This is a genomic window from Streptomyces sp. NPDC029044 (genome assembly GCF_040637495.1).
Lineage (GTDB): Bacteria > Actinomycetota > Actinomycetes > Streptomycetales > Streptomycetaceae > Streptomyces.
This window is the reverse complement of record NZ_JBEZWN010000053.1, coordinates 24,669-44,083: the sequence shown is the minus strand read 5'-3', so window position 1 is coordinate 44,083 and position 19,415 is coordinate 24,669. Positions and strand designations below refer to the sequence as shown.

Annotated in this window: 17 protein-coding genes and 1 tRNA gene; 7 read left to right on the top strand and 11 right to left on the bottom strand. The window is 70.9% G+C overall.

What is annotated here, in order from left to right:
• The first annotated feature begins 284 nt into the window (after positions 1-284).
• Positions 285-1,154, top strand: a complete 870-nt coding sequence (locus AB0E85_RS30730; RefSeq protein ID WP_361933938.1) for a fused MFS/spermidine synthase — start codon at positions 285-287, stop codon at positions 1,152-1,154.
• A gap of 49 nt (positions 1,155-1,203) precedes the next feature.
• On the opposite strand, the gene AB0E85_RS30725 is transcribed toward AB0E85_RS30730, so the two are convergent.
• Positions 1,204-1,719: a hypothetical protein gene (locus tag AB0E85_RS30725; RefSeq protein WP_361933936.1), complete on the bottom strand. Its 516-nt coding sequence runs from the start codon at positions 1,717-1,719 to the stop codon at positions 1,204-1,206.
• 140 nt (positions 1,720-1,859) lie between these two features.
• Here AB0E85_RS30725 and AB0E85_RS30720 point away from each other — a divergent pair, with 140 nt between their 5' ends.
• The 5 genes from AB0E85_RS30720 (at position 1,860) to AB0E85_RS30700 (ending at position 7,386) form a co-directional block, all read left to right on the top strand.
• Positions 1,860-2,564 (top strand): response regulator transcription factor, encoded by a 705-nt coding sequence (locus tag AB0E85_RS30720; protein ID WP_361933933.1) that lies wholly within the window; start codon positions 1,860-1,862, stop codon positions 2,562-2,564.
• Entirely contained in the window at positions 2,561-3,958 is a 1,398-nt protein-coding gene (locus tag AB0E85_RS30715) for a HAMP domain-containing sensor histidine kinase (RefSeq protein WP_361933930.1), read from the top strand. The genes AB0E85_RS30720 and AB0E85_RS30715 overlap by 4 nt, the downstream gene beginning before the upstream one ends.
• Before the next feature lie 205 nt (positions 3,959-4,163).
• Positions 4,164-5,477 (top strand): ABC transporter substrate-binding protein, encoded by a 1,314-nt coding sequence (locus AB0E85_RS30710; protein WP_361933927.1) that lies wholly within the window; start codon positions 4,164-4,166, stop codon positions 5,475-5,477.
• A 41-nt stretch (positions 5,478-5,518) separates the two neighbouring features.
• Positions 5,519-6,502 carry a sugar ABC transporter permease gene (locus AB0E85_RS30705; RefSeq protein ID WP_361933924.1) on the top strand — a complete coding sequence of 328 codons (984 nt, stop codon included), beginning with the start codon at positions 5,519-5,521 and terminating at the stop codon, positions 6,500-6,502.
• Positions 6,499-7,386, top strand: a complete 888-nt coding sequence (locus tag AB0E85_RS30700; RefSeq protein WP_361933922.1) for a carbohydrate ABC transporter permease — start codon at positions 6,499-6,501, stop codon at positions 7,384-7,386. The genes AB0E85_RS30705 and AB0E85_RS30700 overlap by 4 nt, the downstream gene beginning before the upstream one ends.
• Before the next feature lie 148 nt (positions 7,387-7,534).
• On the opposite strand, the gene AB0E85_RS30695 is transcribed toward AB0E85_RS30700, so the two are convergent.
• From AB0E85_RS30695 to AB0E85_RS30680, 4 genes are all read right to left on the bottom strand, one after another.
• A complete protein-coding gene (locus tag AB0E85_RS30695; RefSeq protein ID WP_361933920.1) occupies positions 7,535-8,971 on the bottom strand; it encodes a GH1 family beta-glucosidase in 1,437 nt (478 codons plus the stop codon).
• Positions 8,972-9,067: 96 nt separating this feature from the next.
• Positions 9,068-9,976 (bottom strand): carbohydrate ABC transporter permease, encoded by a 909-nt coding sequence (locus AB0E85_RS30690; RefSeq protein ID WP_361933917.1) that lies wholly within the window; start codon positions 9,974-9,976, stop codon positions 9,068-9,070.
• A 12-nt stretch (positions 9,977-9,988) separates the two neighbouring features.
• Entirely contained in the window at positions 9,989-10,996 is a 1,008-nt protein-coding gene (locus AB0E85_RS30685; protein ID WP_361933915.1) for a sugar ABC transporter permease, read from the bottom strand.
• Positions 10,997-11,001: 5 nt separating this feature from the next.
• Positions 11,002-12,321, bottom strand: a complete 1,320-nt coding sequence (locus AB0E85_RS30680; RefSeq protein ID WP_361933912.1) for an extracellular solute-binding protein — start codon at positions 12,319-12,321, stop codon at positions 11,002-11,004.
• A gap of 411 nt (positions 12,322-12,732) precedes the next feature.
• Between AB0E85_RS30680 and AB0E85_RS30675 the strand changes: the two genes are divergently transcribed.
• A complete protein-coding gene (locus tag AB0E85_RS30675) occupies positions 12,733-13,788 on the top strand; it encodes a LacI family DNA-binding transcriptional regulator (RefSeq protein WP_361933909.1) in 1,056 nt (351 codons plus the stop codon).
• Positions 13,789-14,512: 724 nt separating this feature from the next.
• On the opposite strand, the gene AB0E85_RS30670 is transcribed toward AB0E85_RS30675, so the two are convergent.
• The 6 genes from AB0E85_RS30670 to AB0E85_RS30645 all read right to left on the bottom strand — a co-directional run bounded on the left by AB0E85_RS30670 (position 14,513) and on the right by AB0E85_RS30645 (position 19,200).
• Positions 14,513-15,043: an NUDIX domain-containing protein gene (locus AB0E85_RS30670; RefSeq protein WP_361933906.1), complete on the bottom strand. Its 531-nt coding sequence runs from the start codon at positions 15,041-15,043 to the stop codon at positions 14,513-14,515.
• Between the two features lie 20 nt (positions 15,044-15,063).
• Positions 15,064-16,254 (bottom strand): MFS transporter, encoded by a 1,191-nt coding sequence (locus AB0E85_RS30665; protein WP_361933903.1) that lies wholly within the window; start codon positions 16,252-16,254, stop codon positions 15,064-15,066.
• Positions 16,255-16,351: 97 nt separating this feature from the next.
• Positions 16,352-16,424: transfer RNA gene (locus AB0E85_RS30660), tRNA-His, on the bottom strand.
• A 116-nt stretch (positions 16,425-16,540) separates the two neighbouring features.
• Positions 16,541-17,143, bottom strand: coding sequence for an oligoribonuclease (gene orn / locus AB0E85_RS30655; protein WP_184558451.1), 603 nt, complete (start codon positions 17,141-17,143; stop codon positions 16,541-16,543).
• Between the two features lie 102 nt (positions 17,144-17,245).
• Entirely contained in the window at positions 17,246-18,490 is a 1,245-nt protein-coding gene (locus tag AB0E85_RS30650) for a helix-turn-helix domain-containing protein (protein WP_361933900.1), read from the bottom strand.
• A 377-nt stretch (positions 18,491-18,867) separates the two neighbouring features.
• Positions 18,868-19,200, bottom strand: a complete 333-nt coding sequence (locus AB0E85_RS30645) for a hypothetical protein (RefSeq protein WP_361933897.1) — start codon at positions 19,198-19,200, stop codon at positions 18,868-18,870.
• Between the last annotated feature and the right edge of the window lie 215 nt (positions 19,201-19,415).

Below are 19,415 nucleotides of genomic sequence, written 5' to 3'. Positions count from 1 at the left end.
CGCCGGGCTGCGGGAGCCACCTCGCCGGGCTGCGGGAGCCACGTCCGCAGGGCTGCGGTAGCCATGTCCGCCGGGCTGCGGGAGCCACGTCGCCGGGCTGCGGTAGCCATGTCCGCCGGGCCCTGGGAGCCACAACCACCCACGGTCGCGGGAGCTGCACCCGCCGGGCCGCGGGAGCCACCTCCACCGGGCCGTTGGAGCCACAGCCGCTGGGTCGCAGGAGCACCTCCACCGGGCCGCGGGAGCGTACACCCCGCTTAACAGGTCACCCGGATAATGGCCCCATGGGAAAGTCCAAGGGCGGCCGGCGCAGACAGGCCGGTGCCGAGGCCGTCGTCGAGAGCGTCGACGGCGGGCTCGCCGAGCTGATACCCGACCGCGAGCGGGCCCGCGCCTGGACCCTGGTGATCGACGGAGCCCCGCAGTCCCACGTCGACCTGGACGACCCGGCGTACCTGTCCTTCGAGTACCAGCGCCGCCTCGGGCACGTGATCGACCTCGTCGCCCCGCCCGGCCGGCCCGTGCACGCCGTGCACCTCGGCGGCGGCGCCCTCACCCTGGCCCGCTACGTCGCCGCCACCCGGCCCCGCTCCACCCAGCAGGTCGTCGAACGGGACGGCACCCTCGTCCAACTGGTCCGCCGCGCGCTGCCGCTGGATCCGAACGCGCGCATACGCGTGCGCTCCACCGACGCCCGCGAAGGTCTCGCCAAAGTGCCGGACGGCTGGGCCGACCTCGTCATCACCGACGTGTTCAGCGGAGCCCGGACACCGGCCCACCTGACCTCGACCGAATTCCTCGACGACGTGCGCAGGGCCCTCAAGCCCGGCGGTGTCTACGCCGCCAACCTCGCAGACGGACCGCCGCTCACGCACCTGCGCGGCCAGATCGCCACCGCCGCCGCCCGTTTCGAGCGGCTCGCGCTGGTCGCGGATCCGGCGGTGCTGCGCGGCAAGCGCTTCGGGAACGCCGTCCTGGTCGCCTCCGACCACCCGCTGCCGACAGCCGAACTGACCCGCCTCGCCGCCTCCGACCCGCATCCCGCCCGGGTCGAGCACGGCAGGACGCTCACGGACTTCACGGGAGGGGCCGCGCCCGTCACGGACATCGCGGCCACTGCGTCGCCGGCGCCACCGGCGTCGGTCTTCAGATGACCGGCCGCGGCGCTCGGCCGAGAGGAGCGCAGCCGGCCGCCCGCGGCATTCAGTAGGTCCCGATCTCCACCCGCGGCGGCCCGTCGTGCCACGTGCAGAACACCGACACCCGGTCCGCGCCCGAGGAGAACTCCACGCGGATCCACGACTCCGTCTTCCACACCTGCATCGACCAGCCCGCCCCGGGCGTCGCCGAGACGAGCGAGGCGGAGGTCTTCCCGAGATCGAAGACCGCCCGGCCGCCGTCGGTGTCATAGCTCTTCACCCGGCCCGTGGCGGTGGGGGCGGCGCTGGGCGAGGGTGGGGGAGCGGGGCGCGGACTCCCGGCCGTGGACGCCGGGGGCTCGCTCGGCTCCCGCCGCTTCGGTGGAGGGGTCCGCTCCGGCGGCGTGGCCGCCGGCGCCTTCGGCTCCCGTGTGACCACGTCGGCGGCCTTGATGGGCAGCGCGCGCGGCGGATCGTAGGCCGTCCCCGTCATCACGGTGTGGACGCCCCACCACGACAGCGTGACCGCCGCGCCCGTGGCGAGCAGCCAGGCCAGTACGTGTACGAGTCCTCTGCGCATCGCGGGCCATACTGCCTCACGCGCCGAACGTGCCCCCCGCGATGTCCGCAAAAGGGGCCGTGCGGTGGTCCGTTGTCCCCAGCCGGGGAGTTGTCCACAGGCCCGCACCCGGCTGTTCGAGATGGCGTACGGTGCGGCGCATGGCAAGTGTGCTCGTGGTCGAGGACGACCAGTTCGTACGCTCGGCGCTGATCCGGCACCTGACCGACGCCTCACACACCGTGCGCAGCGTCGGTACGGCACTGGAGGCGCTGCGCGAGGTCGCCCATCTCCGTTTCGACGTGGTGATCCTGGACCTCGGACTGCCCGATCTCGACGGGTCCGAGGCCCTGAAGATGCTGCGCGGGATCACCGACGTGCCGGTGATCGTCGCCACGGCCCGGGACGACGAGACGGAGATCGTCCGGCTGCTGAACGCCGGGGCGGACGACTACCTGACCAAGCCCTTCTCGGTGGAGCACCTCTCGGCCCGCATGGCGGCCGTGCTGCGCCGCGCCCGCTCCGGCGCCGCGGAAGGGGAGCCGTCCCCCGTCATCCGGGTCGGCGGCCTGACCGTCGACCCGCTGCGCCGCCAGGCCGAGCTGGACGGCACCCGACTCGACCTCACCCGCCGCGAGTTCGACCTGCTCGCCTTCCTGGCCCGCAGGCCCGGCGTCGTCGTCCCGCGCAAGGAGCTGCTGGCCGAGGTGTGGCAGCAGTCCTACGGCGACGACCAGACCATCGACGTCCATCTGTCCTGGCTGCGCAGGAAACTGGGCGAGACGGCGGCCAGCCCGCGCTATCTGCACACCCTCCGGGGCGTCGGTGTGAAGCTCGAACCGCCGGGGGCGGGTGCTCCGCGATGAGGTGGGCCCTGGTCAAGGTGTCGCTGGCGGTGACCACCATGGTCGTGGTCGCTTTCGCGGTGCCGCTCGGACTCGTCATCCGCGAGATGGCCCGTGACCGCGCCTTCTCCAACGCCGAGCGGGAGGCCGCGGCCGTCGCCCCCGCCCTGTCCATCACCACCGACCGCGACCAGCTGGAGCGGGTCGTCGCCTCCGCCGGTTCCGACGCCGGGATGGCCGTGCACCTCCCGGCGGGCGACGGCCGGGAGGCCCTCGAACTGGGGCGGCGGCGCGCCGCCGAAGCCGACATCGCGGCCGTGCGGAAGCTGGGCCGCGCCTCCACCACCGGCGTCACGGGCGGCTCGACGCTGCTCCAGCCGGTCGCCCTCAGCACCGGCAAGATCGCGGTCGTCGAGGTGTACGTGCCGGAGTCCGACGTCACCAACGGCGTGGGCACGGCCTGGGCGGTGCTCGCCGCGGTCGGGGTGGCGCTGATCCTCGGCTCGGTCGCGGTCGCCGACCGGCTGGGCGTCCGCATGGTCCGGCCCGCGCAGCGCCTGGTCGAGGGGGCGCACGACCTGGGGGAGGGCCGGCTGGGGGCCCGCGTCCCCGAGCAGGGCCCGACCGAACTGCGGCTCGCGGCGGTCGCGTTCAACTCCATGGCCGACCAGGTCGTCCAGCTCCTGGCGAACGAGCGGGAGCTGGCGGCGGACCTGTCCCACCGGCTGCGGACGCCCCTGACCGTGCTGCGGCTCAACACCGCCTCGCTCGGTGAGGGACCGGCCGCCGACCAGACCCGCACCGCGGTCGAGCAGCTGGAGCGCGAGGTCGACACCATCATCCGTACGGCCCGGGAGGCCAAGCCGCAGACGGCCGCGGCCGGCCCGGGCGCCGGGTGCGACGCGGCCGAGGTGGTGCGGGAGCGGATGGCGTTCTGGTCGGCGCTCGCCGAGGACGAGGGCCGCAAGTGGCGGGTGGCCGGGGCCGACCGGCCGGTGCGCATACCCGTGGCGCGCGCCGACCTGGCCGCCGCGCTCGACGCGCTGCTCGGCAACGTCTTCCGGCACACCGCGGAGGGCACCGCCTTCGCCGTCGACGTGCACAACGGCGAGGACGCGGTGATCGTCCTCGTCTCCGACGCGGGCCCCGGCATACCCGACCCCGAGGCCGCGATGGCGCGCGGCCGCGGCTCCGGGAGCGACGGCTCGACCGGGCTCGGCCTGGACATCGTGCGCCGCCTGGCGGAGTCCACCGGCGGGGACGTACGGATCGGCTCCTCGGTGCTCGGCGGCACCGAGGTGCGCATCTGGATCCAGCTGGACGGCCGCGCACCGGCGACCGGAGGGCACCGGCAGCCGCGGCGCCGCCGCCCCGGCCGCCTCGCGGCCGTATACCACCGCTCGCGATCCCGCTGAGCGCTCCTGGTCCCGCTGAGCGCTCCCGGCGAGCTGTCTTCACGGGACGGTCACGTTTCGACAAATGAAGGGAACGACTCTTGACGCATGACCGGACATGCGGCTGTCATTGCGCCACCGTGTTCGGTCAAGTTGATTTCTGGTCGATTGCGACTGGATTTCACGCCACACCCTCGTGGCCGAACCCTGCCTTCAGGAGCCGTCCATGCACGACCTCTCGCCCTCCGGTTTCTCCCTCCCCGTCCCCAGCCGCCGCACCCTCCTGCGCGGCATGGGCGGCGCGGCCCTGCTCGGCGCCGGCATACCCCTGCTGAGCGCCTGCGGCGGCAGCGGCTCGTCCGCCGACCCGAAGACGGTCAGCCTCGGCTCCAACTCGTCCGACGCCGTGCCGAAGAAGGCGTTCGCGGAGATCTACGCCGCCTTCACCAAGAAGTCCGGCATCAAGGTCGATGTGAACACCAAGGACCACAACACGTTCCAGGAGCAGATCAACTCCTATCTTCAGGGCACGCCCGACGACGTGTTCACCTGGTTCGCCGGCTACCGCATGCAGTTCTTCGCCTCGAAGAAGCTGGCCACGCCGATCGACGACGTCTGGCAGAAGATCGCCGGCAACTTCCCCGAGGCGATGCAGAAGCTCAGCAAGGGCGAGGACGGCAAGTACTACTTCGTGCCGCTGTACACGTACCCGTGGGCGGTGTTCTACCGCAAGAGCGTCTTCAAGCAGCACGGCTACGAGGTCCCCACCACCTGGGACGACTTCATCGCCCTGTGCAAGCGGATGCAGAAGGACGGGCTGGTCCCGATCGCCTTCGGCGACAAGGACGCCTGGCCCGCGATGGGCACCTTCGACCAGATCAACTTCCGCACCAACGGCTACGACTTCCACGTCGAGCTGATGGCCGGCAAGGCGTCCTGGACCGACCCCAAGGTGCGCAAGGTCTTCGACCACTGGACGGAGATCCTGCCCTACCACCAGGAGGGCGCGGTGGGCCGCACCTGGCAGGACGCGGCGCAGACGCTGGTGGCCAAGAAGGCCGGCATGTACCTCCTGGGCACCTTCGTCGGTCAGCAGTTCACGAACAAGGCCGACCTGGACGACCTCGACTTCTTCGCCTTCCCGGAGATCGACCCGCAGTTCGGGCAGGACACCGTCGAAGCGCCGACCGACGGCTTCATGCTCTCCAAGGCCCCGAAGAACCGCGACGGCGCCGTCAAGCTCCTGGAGTACCTGGGCACCCCCGAGGCCGAGCAGATCTACCTCAAGGCCGACTCCAGCGTGGTGGCCGCCTCCACCAAGGCCGACACCTCCTCCTACACGGCGCTTCAGAAGAAGTCCTACGAGATGATCTCCGGCGCGAAGAGCCTCACCCAGTTCATGGACCGCGACTCCCGCCCGGACTTCACGTCCACGGTGATGCAGCCCGCGCTCCAGAACTTCATCCGCAACCCCAAGAACGTCGACAGCATCCTCTCGTCGATCGAACGCCAGAAGAAGACGATCTTCGCCTCCTCCTGACCGCCCACCGGAAACGGAGACTCGACGACTCGGATCCCCACATGACCGCCACTCCCGCGAAGGCTCCGGAGCCGGCCACCCAGCCGGCCCCGGGGCCCGCCCCCACGCCCCCGCCCGCCAAGGTGCCCCACGGGCACCGGCGTCTGCTCACCCGCCGCGACCGCCTCACGCTCGGCCTGATGGCGGGCGTGCCCACGATCCTGCACGTCGCCCTGGTGTGGCTGACGGCGCTGGCCTCGATCGCACTGGCCTTCACCACCTGGGACGGCATCGGCTTCGACTCCATCACGTGGGTCGGACTCCAGAACTTCAGGGAGCTGTTCACCAGCAACCCGCAGTTCTGGCCCGCCGTCGAGCACAACGTCATCTGGTTCGTGGTGCTCATCCTGCTGCCCACGCCCTTCGGCCTGTTCCTCGCCGTGCAGCTGGACAAGAAGATCCGCTTCAGCCGCGTCTACCAGACCGCGTTCTTCCTGCCGGTCGTGATGTCGCTGGCGGTCATCGGGTTCGTCTGGCAGCTGATCTACAACCCCGACACAGGCCTGATCAACAGCATCATCGGCGCCAACAAGCCCGGCCACTACATCGACTGGATCGGCGACCCGGACCTGAACCTGTGGGCCGTGCTCATCGCCGCGTCCTGGCGGCACGCCGGCTACATGATGATCCTCTACCTGGCCGGCCTGAAGAGCGTCGATCCCGCCCTGCGCGAGGCCTCCGCCCTGGACGGCGCCAACGAGTGGCAGACGTTCAAGAACGTCGTCTTCCCGACCCTGCGGCCCACCAACACCGTCGTCCTGGTCGTCACGATCATCGAGGCGCTGCGCGCCTTCGACTTGGTCTTCGTCTTCAACAAGGGCGCCCAGGGCACCGAACTGCTGTCGATCCTGGTGACGAACAACATCATCGGTGAGTCCAGCCGCATCGGATACGGCTCCGCGATCGCCGTCGTCCTGCTGGTGATCTCGCTCGCGGTGATCATCCCGTATCTGATCGCCACCTTCCGGAAGGAGCGGCGCGCATGAGCACCGTCAGCGCACCGGTCAAGCAGCGCACCCCGATCCGCCCCGCCCGGGTCCTGCTGCACGCCTTCCTCGTCGTCACGGCCCTGGCCTGGCTCGCACCCCTGCTGTGGGCCCTGCTCGCGGCGATGCGGCCGTACGCGGAGACCAGCACCAAGGGCTACGTCTCCTGGCCCGACAAGCTCACCTTCGACAACTTCACAGCCGCCTTCCAGCAGTCGGACATGCTGCACTACTTCGGCAACACGCTGCTGATCGCGGTCCCGGCCGTGCTGCTGACGCTGCTGCTGTCGTCGATGGTCGCCTTCTACGTCAGCCGCTTCGACTTCCGCCTCAACCTGTTCCTGCTGCTGGTCTTCACCGCCGGCAACCTGCTGCCCCAGCAGGTCATCATCACGCCGCTGTACCGGCTCTACCTGCTGATCGACCTGCCCGGCATCACCATGAGCGGCAAGCTGTACGACTCAGCGCTCGGCCTGGTGCTGATCCATGTGGCGTTCCAGTCCGGGTTCTGCGCGTTCGTGCTGAGCAACTACATGCGCTCGCTGCCGCACGAGCTGACCGAAGCCGCCCTGGTCGACGGCGCATCGGTGTGGCGGCTGTACTGGCAGATCGTGCTGCCCCTGTGCAAGCCGGCGATGGCCGCCCTCGCCACCCTGCTGTCCATCTGGATCTACAACGACTTCTTCTGGGCCATCGTCCTGATCTCCACCGGCGAGAACATGCCGATCACCTCGGCGCTCAACAACCTCTCCGGCCAGTACTTCACCGACCCCAACCTGGTCGCCGCCGGCGCCCTGCTCACCGCGATCCCCACTCTGATCGTCTACTTCGCGCTCCAGCGCCAGTTCGTCAGCGGCCTCACCCTCGGCGCCAACAAGGGCTGACGCTGTGGAGTCCACCGCAGGCCTGACGGCCTCCGGTGACCGCCTCTTCTGCGTGGTGCCCCGGGCGATCGATCACAGCCGCCGGGGACCCGGGCGGGGCGCGGCACTCCCCTAATCGTGCCGCGCCCCGCCCCCCGTCCCCCGTCGGTCAGACCGCCTCGGCCTCCGGCAGCGCCCCGGTCCGCGCCGCCCGGCCGTACCACCGGGCGCTCGTCTTCGGCGTCCGCTCCAGCGTCGCGTAGTCCACGTACACCGCGCCGAAGCGCTTGCCGTAGCCGTAGGACCACTCGAAGTTGTCCATCAGGGACCACAGGTAGTAGCCGCGGACGTCCGCGCCGTCGGCGATCGCCCGACGGACCGCCGACAGGTGGCCGTGGAGGTAGGCCACCCGCTCCGGGTCGTGCACGCGGCCGTCGGAGTCGATCTTGTCGTCGTAGGCCGCGCCGTTCTCCGTGATGTACAGCGGCAGGCCCGGTGCCTCCCCGGTATAGCGCATGATCAGCTCGTGCAGGCCGGTGGGGTCGATCGTCCAGCCCATCTCGGTGCGGTCGCCGGGCGTCTGGTGGAAGGCGACGTCGTCCGCGCCCGGCCACGGCGAGTGGTCGCTCGCCCCGTGCCCGTCGGCGCGCGGCGCCCGCACCGACGCGTCCGCCGCCGAAACCAGCGCGGGCGTGTAGTAGTTGAGGCCCAGCGCGTCCAGCGGCTGGTTGATCAGCTCCAGGTCGCCGTCGAGGACGTAGTCCCAGTCCGTGAGGCCGGCCGTCGCCACGTACAGCGACTCCGGGTACGCGCCGTGCAGCATCGGCCCGTGGAACACGCCGTTGGCCAGGTCGTCGATCCTCCGGGCCGCGGCCAGATCCGCCGGGTCCTGCGAAAGCGGCCGCACCACCGAGGAGTTGAGACTGACCGCGACCGCGTTGCGGGCCGGCATCACCGACCGCAGCGCGGACGCGCCCAGCCCGTGTGCCAGGTTCAGGTGGTGCGCGGCACGCAGCGAGGCCACCGGGTCCGTCCGGCCCGGAGCGTGCACCCCGGAGGCGTAACCCAGGAACGCGCTGCACCACGGCTCGTTGAGCGTGATCCACTGCTCCACCCGGTCGCCCAGCGCCTCGCCGACGATCTGCGCGTACTCCGCGAACCGGTACGCCGTGTCACGCTCGGGCCAGCCGCCCGCGTCCTCCAACTCCTGCGGCAGGTCCCAGTGGTAGAGGGTGACGGCCGGCTTGATGCCCTTGGACAGCAGCTCGTCCACCAGCCGCCGGTAGAAGTCCAGGCCCTTCTGCACGGCCGGGCCCCGGCCGGTCGGCTGCACCCGCGACCACGAGATGGAGAAGCGGTAGGCGCCCAGGCCCAGCTCCGCCATCAGCGCCACGTCGTCGCGGTAGCGGTGGTAGTGGTCGACAGCGATGTCACCGGTCTCACCACCGGCCGTCTTGCCCGGCGTATGGCTGAAGGTGTCCCAGATCGACGGCGTACGGCCGTCCTCCCGCACCGCGCCCTCGATCTGGTACGCGGACGTCGCCGCGCCCCACAGGAAGGCGGGCGGGAAGGTCACCGCGGTGGCCGGGTTCTCGGAGTCAGGCATGGAAGCGCTCCCAAAGGGGGTCGAGGAGACCGATGTCGGAGGGGGAAAGGGAGGAGGGAAGGGGGCCGGAGCGGCACTGACCCGGCCCCGGAGAGATCAGCCCTTGACGGCGCCCTGCATGATGCCGCCCACGATCTGCTTGCCGAAGATCGCGAAGACCAGCAGCAGCGGCAGTGTGCCCAGCAGGGCGCCTGCCATGATCAGGGACTGGTCGGGGGTGTAGCCGCGGCCCAGGCCCGCGACCGCGACCTGCACGGTCGGGTTGCCGGTCTGGGTCAGGACCAGGAAGGGCCACAGGAAGTCGTTCCAGGTCTGGACGAACATCAGCATGCCCAGGACGGCCATCGCAGGTCGCGCGGTCGGGAACACCACGTGCCACACCACCCGCCAGCTGCTCGCACCGTCCACCCGGGCCGCCTCGATGATCTCGTCCGGCAGCGCCTGGATCAGGTACTGCCGCATGAAGAACACACCGAACGCGCTGACCAGGGACGGGAAGATCACCGCCTGGAGCTGGTCCGTCCAGTCGAGCTTGGCGACCATCATGTACAGCGGGATGATGCTGAGCTGCGGCGGCACCATCATGGTGCCGATCACGATCAGCATCGCCGCACCGCGACCCTTGAAGCGCAGCTTGGCGAAGGCGAATCCGGCGATCGTCGAGAGAAACACGATGGTGAACGACGAAATGCCGGCCACCAGGGTGGTGTTGAAGAACGCCTCGCCCAGGTTGGCGTCCGTCCAGGCCACTTCGAGCTTGTCGAAGAGACCGGAGCCGAACCAGAACGGCGGCGGGGTCTGCGCAAGACGCTGGTTGTCGCGCGAGGCGGCGATCGCCGTCCACACCAGCGGGAACAGCGAGATGACGGTGAAGAGGGCGAGGATGACGTACGCCACCGGGCCGGCGTGCAGCTGTCCGCCCGCGCGGGCGGCCTTCATGCCACGAGACCGCTTCGGCGGCTCGGGGACCGCGTCGGCCGGGGGTTTCGTCAGAGTCGTCGTCACGGCCGGTTCTCCTTAGCTACTGGCGCGCAGCCGGCGCGAGATGACGTAGTTGACGACCCCGATCACGATGAGGATCAGGAACATCGTCCAGGCGATGGCGGAGGCGCGGCCCAGGTGCTGGTTGATCCAGCCCTGCTCGTACAGGTAGAGGCCGAGCGTCTGGAACTGGTGCTGGGATCCGCCGGAGGCGCCCTTGTTCGCGTCGAACAGCAGCGGCTCACCGAACACCTGCGAGGCGCCGATGGTCGACACCACGACCGTGAACAGGATCGTCGGACGCAGCGAGGGCAGCGTGACGTGGAGGAACTGCCGCCAGCGGCTGGCTCCGTCCAGTGCCGCCGACTCGTACAGGTCCTGCGGGATCGCCTGCATCGCGGCCAGGTAGATCAGCGCGTTGTAGCCCGTCCAGCGCCAGATGATGATGGTGGACACGGCGATCTGGGACGGCCACTTGTCGTTCTGCCAGTCGACGTGGTCGATGCCGACGGCGTTCAGCGCCCAGTTGATCATGCCGTAGTCGCGGCCGAAGAGCAGCACGAAGACCAGCGAGGCGGCGGCGATCGAGGTGGCGTAGGGGGCGAGCATCACCACGCGGTAGAAGGTGGAGCCGCGCAGCTTGTAGTTGAGGATGTGCGCCAGGCCCATGGCCATCAGCAGCTGCGGGACCGTGGAGATGATGCCGATGGTCAGGGTGTTCTTCGCCGCGTTCCAGAAGAAGTCGTCGTCGAAGATCCGGGTGTAGTTGCGCAGCCCGACCCAGTTCATGTCGGTCGGCGCGGTCAGCTCCACCTGGTGCAGCGAGGCCCAGCCGGTGTAGAGCAGCGGGAACAGGCCGAACGCGAGGAAGAGCAGGAAGAACGGCGAGACGAACGCGTACGGGCTCCACCGCATGTCGCGCTGCCAGCGGCGGGAGAGCCGGGCGCGTTTCTTCCTTGCCGCCTCCGCGTCGGCCGGCGGGCGGCCCGGGGCCGCGCCCCCCTCCTTCACGGGGGGCGCGGCGGTGTCGTGCCTGGTTGCCATTCCGGTCACTGGTCCAGGTTGTTGTCGATGGTCTTGACGGCCGTGTTCCACGCCTCCGCGGGCGACTTGCCCTGGGTGACGAGGATGACGCCGTTGTCCGTCAGGCCCTGCTGGATGATCTGGTCCTTCGGGCCGATCGTCTGCACCGGGCTGCTCTTGGCGGCAGCGGCGAAGATGGTGCCGATCGGCGCGTCACCGGTCATCTCGTTCTTGGCGTTCTTCACCGCCTCCGACTCGTAGGCGGCCGGGGTGCTCGGGAAGCTGCCCTGCACGGCGAAGAGCTTGGCCTGCTGCTCGGGTGCGGTCAGCCAGGCGGCCAGCTTCGCGGCTTCCTCGGCGTTCTTGCCGGACTTGGGAACCGCCAGGAAGGAACCGCCCCAGTTGCCGGACTTCGGCGACGCGGCCACGTCCCACTTGCCCTTGGCCTCCGGCTTCGACTTGCCCTTGATGTAGCCGAGCATCCACGGCGGGCAGGACATCGCGGCGAACTTGCTGTTGGCGATCGTGGTGTCCCAGGCGGGCTGGAACTGTGTCTGGTTTCCGATCAGTCCGTCCTCGGCCGCCTTGGCGGTGAGGTCGAAGGCGTCCTTCACGGCCGGGTTCGACTTGTAGATGACCTTGCCGGAGGAGTCGTAGAAGCGGTCCTTCTCACTGCTGAGGATGGCCTGGAGCAGACCGCCGGGGGAGTCGAGGAAGGTGGTGCCTTTCGGCGCCTTCTTCTTGTAGTCCTGGCCGACCTCGACCAGCTTGTTCCAGTCACCGGCCCACAGCTTGGCGACCTCCTCGCGGTCGGTGGGCAGACCGGCCTTCTCGAAGAGGTCCTTGCGGTAGCAGATGGCCATCGGGCCGACGTCCGTGCCCAGGCCGATCGTCTGACCGTCCTCGGTGGTGGCCTGCTGCCACTTCCAGTCCAGGTAGTCGCTCTTCTTGCCGTACTTGGAGAGGTCGAGCAGCTTGGCGGACTGGGTCTTGACGATCTCGGCGATGTTGCCGACTTCGACGCCCTGGATGTCCTGGAGGCCGCTGTTGGTGGTCAGGTGGTTGACCAGCGTGGGGTAGTAGTTCTCGTTCCGCTCGACGACCGTCTGCTGGATGTCGACGTCCGGGTGGAGCTTCTCGTACTCCTTGTAGAGGCCGGCCTCCTCGAACCCGAACGTGCCGAACAGTCCCAGGGTGATCTTGGTCTTGCCGCCGCTGTCGCCGTCTGCTGAGCCCGAGCCGCCGTTTCCGCCGTCGTCGGCACAGCCGGCCAGCAGCCCGGCGCCCAGCGACGCGACGGCCGCGACGACCATCGCCTTGCGGGCGGTTCGGATGCGTGCTCGCATGTCGTCCTCCTGTTGCCCTGACGTGCCGACCCCCCGGCCAACTGCATCGTCGGACCGTTTCACGCGCTGAAAGGCTCGGGCGGGGAACGTGCGGGTTGTGTATGTGTCAGGTAGTGTGGGAGCGCTCCCACCGGTGATGTGTTGAAGAGTCCCCGGTCGCGGCGGGGGTGTCAAGGGACCGGACACGGAGAGATGCGTTCAGTTATAGGGCTGTTAACTGGACCCGGAACGGGTTCGATTGAGGCCCGGGACAGCGATATCAAGCCGGTACGGACGCCGCTCGTACCGGCTTCTTCGGCCGAAGCGGAAGGCCGGGGCGCGGTGAGCCCTCGGCGGCCATCACAGGGCTGACGAGCCTGTTAAATTCCAGGCCAGTCGCAGAGTGCGGGCGTGGACGGGAAGGCGGAGCCCATGGCAACCCACGGAGCGCGGGGCCGAAGTGGTGGCCGGCCCACCCTCGAAGAGGTGGCGGCGCGCGCCGGTGTCGGCCGCGGCACCGTCTCGCGCGTGATCAACGGCTCGCCCCGGGTCAGCGACGCGACCCGCGCGGCCGTCGAGGCGGCGGTCGCGGAGCTCGGCTACGTCCCCAACACCGCGGCCCGCGCGCTGGCCGCCAACCGGACCGACGCGATCGCGCTGGTCGTGCCCGAGCCGGAGACCCGGTTCTTCGCGGAGCCGTACTTCTCGGACATGCTGAAGGGCGTCGGGGCCGCGCTGGCCGACACGGAGATGCAGCTGCTGCTGATCTTCGCGGGCAACGAGCGCGAACGCGCCCGCCTAGCCCAGTACCTGGCGGCCCACCGCGTGGACGGCGTCCTGCTGGTCTCGGTGCACGCGGACGACCCGCTGCCCGACCTGCTGGCCCAGCTGGAGATCCCGGCGGTGATCAGCGGCCCGCGTTCGTCGGCGGAGACCCTGCCGTCGGTCGACTCGGACAACTACGGCGGCGCACGCCAGGCCGTCGAGCACCTGCTGTCCCGGGGCCGGACGAGGGTGGCCCACATCACCGGCCGCCTCGACGTCTACGGCGCCCAGCGTCGTGTCGACGGCTACCGCGAGGCCATGAGCGACGCCGGGCACGGGGTGGACGAGGGGCTGATCGAGGCGGGGGACTTCACCGAGGAGGGCGGGTACCGGGCGATGACGGCTTTGCTGGAGCGCCACCCCGGCATCGACGCGGTCTTCGCCGCCTCCGACGTCACCGCGGCCGGCGCCCGCCGGGCGCTGCGCGACGCGGGCCGCCGCATCCCCGAGGACGTGGCGCTCGTCGGCTACGACGACTCCGCCATCGCCCGCCACATGGAACCGCCGCTGACCAGTGTCCGCCAGCCGATCGAGGAGATGGGCCGCCGGATGATAGACCTCCTCCTCACCGAGGTCGCCGACCGCCGCCCGCTCGCGTCCCGGGGCCTGGAACGCCGGCAGATGGTCCTGGCCACGGAGCTGGTGTCGCGGTCGTCGTCGTGACGCACCCCCGTTCCCGGAGGCCACGAGGTGCCCCGGCCCGAGCCGCATCCGCGGACGCCGGGTGACGTGTGCCGCGCCTTTCGCGAGCAGGGCTCGGGCTGCGTGTCGTGTTGGGCCCGGGGTGTTCCGCGCCTTCCGTGAGCAGGGCTCGGGCTGCGTGTCGTACGGGTCCGGCCGGCGAACGGCGAACGCCGGTTCGTGACGGAGGCGACGACCGTGCCGCGGCCGGGCGATCGCTCGACCGGGCCCGGACCCTCCACCGCTCGGTAGCCACCCGGCGATCGTCGCCCGGCTCCACCGCCCCGCCGCCCGCTCCGACGGGCCGGCGACGGCGACGCCGTGGCACTCCGGCGAGGTCCTCCACGACCCGACCCTGCGCCGCCGCGGCGGCCGCGCCCCTGGCCCGCTTCCGCGCCCGTCGCCCCGGTCCTGCACGTGACGGGGCCTTCCCCCGTCAACGCCGGTGACCTCCGGCTGATCGACCTCGACGAGTACCGCCCGTGCCCGTTCGCCCTGGGGGGCGGACCGCCTGCCGGGCTCGGGTCGCTACCGGGCGCCGGAGGAATGACGGCGCGGCTCCCGCATCGAACGCCGCACGGCGTCAGACGCCCCGAGCCGCGCCATCGCCTCCTCCCGGACGCGGGCCGAGGAACGCGCCTGGCGGGGCTCGGCGGACCAACTGGCCGTGCTGGACCGGGCCGTGCGGCCCGTCCGGGCGAATGATTCAGCACAGTGGGGGAGTTGGCTGCCACGCGGCGCCGGCCGGTGAGCCGAGGCCCGGGTGGCGCCGCAGGGCCTCCACTCCGTCGGGCACGAACAGCCTCGTCCGGAGTGCCTCCCCGAGCTCCGCCGCGCCGATCCAGCCGTGCCAGGCGATCGCGGACGGGTCGGGGGTGAGGGGCTCGGAGACGACGGCCTCGTGCACCGCGAGCCAGTACGGGCTGATCGCCCCCCGGCAGAGGAACTTGAAGACGAACCGCACCCGCGCCCGGACGCCCAGTTCCTCGGCCAGCTCCCGGGCCGCGGCATCCTCGTACGATTCGCCGACCTCGACGGCGCCGCCGATCAGCCAGTCGTAGTGCCCCGGGAACCTCGACACGTGCTCCGGCCTGCGATGCACCAGCACCCGCCCCAGTGGATCACGGCACACCGTGGTCGCGATGCGGTGCGGCCAGCCGTTGCGGATCGCCTCGTCCCGGTCGACCACCCCGAGCACCCGGTCCCGCTCGTCGACCCGTTCCACCGGCTCACGCATGGGCCCACGATCGCACGCGCTCAGACCCGGGCCGGCTCCGGCCGTCGCAACAGGTACACCGCCGCCGTCACGACCAGGACGGCCATGCAGGCGATGAACACCAGCCCCGCCCCCTCCAGGCCGATCGGACCGGTCAGCAGGCCGACGCCGATCACGGGCACGGAGATGCCCGTGTAGGCCACCACGAACAGGGTCGAGATCACGGCGGCGCGGCGGTGCCCGGGGGAGGCCGCGGCCACGTCGGCGAGGGCACCGCGGAACGCCAGCCCCTGGCCGACCCCGCCGACGAGCGCGCTGGCGACCAGCAGCGACATCAGGTCCCACCGCAGCGCGCCGGCGAGCAGCGCGAGACCGGCGAGGAGCCCTGCGCAGCCCAGCGGCAGGGAGCGCCGTACGCCGACCCGGCCGACCGCCAGTTGCCCGGCCGTCGAGGAGAAGAAGGCCAGCGCGACGATCAGCCCGCTCACGGCGTGGTCGTCCACGTGCAGGGACTCCGCGAGGAAGGCCGGGCTGACCGAGGTGAACACCCCGAACAGGGCGAACCCGACGAAGGAGGCGGTGGCGGCGGGGCCGAACACCGCGCGCACCTGCGGGGGCAGGACGGGCCGCTGCGGGCGCACGGCTCGCAGCGGCTGCCGTTCGCGGACCGTCTCCGCGAGCCACAGCAGGACGGCGGCCGAGGCGGCCACCAGGGCGAGGTGGGTGACGAACGGCAGATACAGCGGCCAGGGTGCGTACTCGGCGAGAAGCCCCGAAAGCAGGGGGCCGCAGCCCAGCCCGCCCATGTTGGCTGCCGTCGCCACGAACGTGGCCCGGGAGGTGCCGCCCTCGGGGGCCAGCTCCATCACGTACGCCGTGGCGGCCCCGGTGAACAGCCCGGCGGACAGCCCCGACAGCAGCCGCCCCGCGTAGAGCCAGCCGAGGCCGGTGGCGCACAGGAAACAGACGGCGCTCAGCGCCGCGAAGCCCAGGCCGCACAGCAGCACCGGTCGCCTGCCCACGGCGTCCGAGGCGTTGCCGACCAGCAGCAGCACACCGATCACGGCGAAGGCATAGAGGGCGTAGACCACGGTGACCGTCAGCTCGGAGAAGCCGAACTCGTCCTGGTAGAGGGGGTAGAGAGGCGTCGGCAGGGTGGTGCCGGCCATGCAGACGGCGAACACCGCCCCGCTGAGCACACACGCGCGCCATCCCGGGCGTCGACCGTCCATGGCGCCGACGGTAGCCAGATCGCCGCGCCGCTCCGGAGAGGCGCGCAAAAAGCTTCAGCCGGTGGCTTCTTCGCGAAGCCACCGGCTGATTACTCAGGGTGAGTGACGGGACTTGAACCCGCGGCATCCTGGACCACAACCAGGTGCTCTACCAGCTGAGCTACACCCACCATGACCGGCTTGGAGGTCAGTGACTTCCCTGACCGGCCGAGAAAAAGTGTACAGGGTCCGAAGGGGTGCTCGCGCCCGGCTTTCGCGGCGCCCCGTCGACGGGCCCCGGGTCCCCTTACTGAGCAGGCAGAACGTGCTTCGCCGCGATCGTCTTCGCGGTGTCCGAATCGGGCCCGGGCTGCGGGACGAACACGGCCTCGCGGTAGTACCGCAGCTCCGCGATCGACTCGCGGATGTCGGCGAGCGCACGGTGGTTGCCGTTCTTCTGCGGGCTGTTGAAGTACGCCCGCGGGTACCAGCGGCGCGCCAGCTCCTTGACCGACGACACGTCGACGATCCGGTAGTGGAGGTAGTTCTCCAGCGTCGGCATGTCGCGCAGCAGGAAGCCGCGGTCCGTGCCGACGGAGTTGCCGCACAGCGGGGCCTTGCCCGGCTCCTTGACGAACTCCCTCACGTACGTCAGGACCTGGTCCTCGGCGTCCTTCAGGGTGGTCCCGGCGGCCAGCTCTTCGAGCAGCCCGGAGGCCGTGTGCATCTGACGCACCACGTCCGGCATCGTCTCCAGCGCCTGCTCCGGCGGCCGGATGACGATGTCCACGCCCTCACCGAGCACGTTCAGCTCGGAGTCGGTCACGAGGGCGGCCACCTCGATGAGCGCGTCGTCCGACAGCGAGAGGCCGGTCATCTCGCAGTCGATCCACACCATGCGATCGTTCATGTGTCTAACCTTACGGCCCGCCGCTCCCGGCCGGGCCGCCCGTGCCGGGAAAGCCGAGGGGCCCGCGAGGAGACGTGCTCCTCGCGGGCCCCGGCTACCGGATCAGGGCGCGCTGCGCTGCCCGGGCAGGCTCGCCGACAGGGCCGGGGACTGGCCGACCGCGCTCGCCGCCGCCGTACGGCGGGACTGGAGCGGCACCGGGTGCTCCGGGTGGAGCGGGGCCGGTGCCTGGCCGGGCTGGCCCGGGTGCCCGGCGTGGCCCGGATGGCCCGGCATGCCGGAGCCGGGGCCGCCCGGAGCGCTCTCGGTCTCCTGGGGCCGCTCGCCCTGCGGACGCCGGGCGCGGTACGCCGCCCGGTACGCGGCCGGGGACGAGCCCAGCTGGCGGCGGAAGTGCCCGCGCAGGGCGACCGGCGACCGGAAGCCGCAGCGCCCCGCCACCTCGTCCACCGAGTAGTCCGACGTCTCCAGCAGGCGCTGCGCCTGGAGGACCCGCTGCGTGATCAGCCACTGCAACGGAGCGCTCCCGGTCAGTGAGCGGAAGCGGCGGTCGAACGTACGCCGGCTCATGTACGCGCGTGCCGCCAGGGTCTCCACGTCGAACTGTTCGTGGAGGTGCTCCAGCGCCCAGGCGACGACCTCGGCGAGCGGGTCGGCGCCGATCTCCTCCGGTAAAGACCTGTCGAGGTAGCGCTCCTGCCCGCCGCTGCGGCGCGGCGGCACGACGAGCCGCCTGGCCAGAGCCCCGGCCGCCTCGTTGCCGTGGTCCGTGCGCACGATGTGCAGGCACAGGTCGATGCCCGCGGCCGTGCCCGCCGACGTCAGCACGTCGCCGTCGTCGACGAACAGCTCACGCGGGTCCACGTGCACCGACGGGTAGCGCTTGGCCAGCGTCGGTGCGTACATCCAGTGGGTCGTCGCGGGGCGGCCGTCCAGCAGGCCCGCCGCCGCGAGGACGAAGGCGCCGGTGCACAGCCCGACGATGCGGGCGCCCTCCTCGTGGGCGCGGCGCAGCGCGTCGAGCGCCTCCTCCGGCGGCGGAGAAGTGATCGAACGCCAGGCCGGTACGACGACCGTGCCCGCGCGCGAGATCGCTTCCAGGCCATGTGGTGCGGTGAGTTCGAGTCCTCCGGTGGTCCGTAGCGGACCGTCCTCGCCCCCGCACACCAGTAGTCGGTAGCGCGGTACGCCGGCGTCCTGGCGGTCAACCCCGAACACCGACAGCGGTATGGAACTCTCGAAGATGGGGCCGCCGCTGAACAGCAGCACCGCGACGATCTCCTTGCGGCGTCGCCCGGAAAGTTTCCGGGCCGTGGCTTCCGGCGCGGCAGTGGAGTCGTGGCTCATACTGCTAAGCCCCCCTCGGTGGTCGCGGCTCCTCGGTTGTGTCGCTCCTGCACGTTTCCCCTCGGTCCTGCACGAGTCCCCCGCCGTAGACAGTCAAGATCGAATCTACTGTGTGCCGTGGTGCCGAAGTGGCCGGTTCACCACTCGGCGCATTGTCGACTTGGCAACTTGGCGTGAAGCATTCGATCACGAAGCGTTGCACTCGTGGGGCGTGCAGGGAAGTGCGCCTTGTCGCAGTGGCCAATCCACGTAGGGTGCGCAGACCCCCTGAGGCCCTTTCCGTGCAGGTCGAACGGGGTCCGGGGGGTGGGGGGAGTGGGGGATGCGCGGGGGCGTGAAGTTGGCTGAAAAGTGACGTGCGCGTGCGCGGAAACCGGTCAGCCGACCGGTGTATCTCCTCCGGTGTGCCGTCCGCCACGGTGGGACCCGGTTCCGGTGCGGTGGTGCCGGCCCCGGTGGGGTGCCCGGTCCTCGGCCGCGAGCCGGGCCGCGCCGCGCTCGGACTGGCGCAGCAGGACCCGGCAGGCGCCCGTGACGGCCGCCAGCCCGAGGGCCGTGCCGGCGGCGCCGGCCAAGGAGGCGCCGTAGCCGAGGAGGACCACCGGCACGAGCAGGCAGCTGAAGGCGGCCCAGCGAACCACATCCGTCGCGGTGTCCCGCGGCGGCGGGGTCGCGCGGTCCGCCTCGGCGGCGGGGCGGGGTCCGGACATGCGTGCTCCCTGTGGCGTGGCTCTCGGGGTTCAACGCGTGGCGGCTGCGTCGGTCACTGGCTGTCCCGGTCACCTTCGCCGGTCATTGAATCCCGTGCAAACCGCCTGTACAGGGCAGCAACCATTGCGTTACGGGCGGTGCCTCGTGCATGCTCCCTGGAACCCGCACGCACGGTGAGCGGGATCTGGGCTAAGGAGGCGTGCCGCCGTACCCT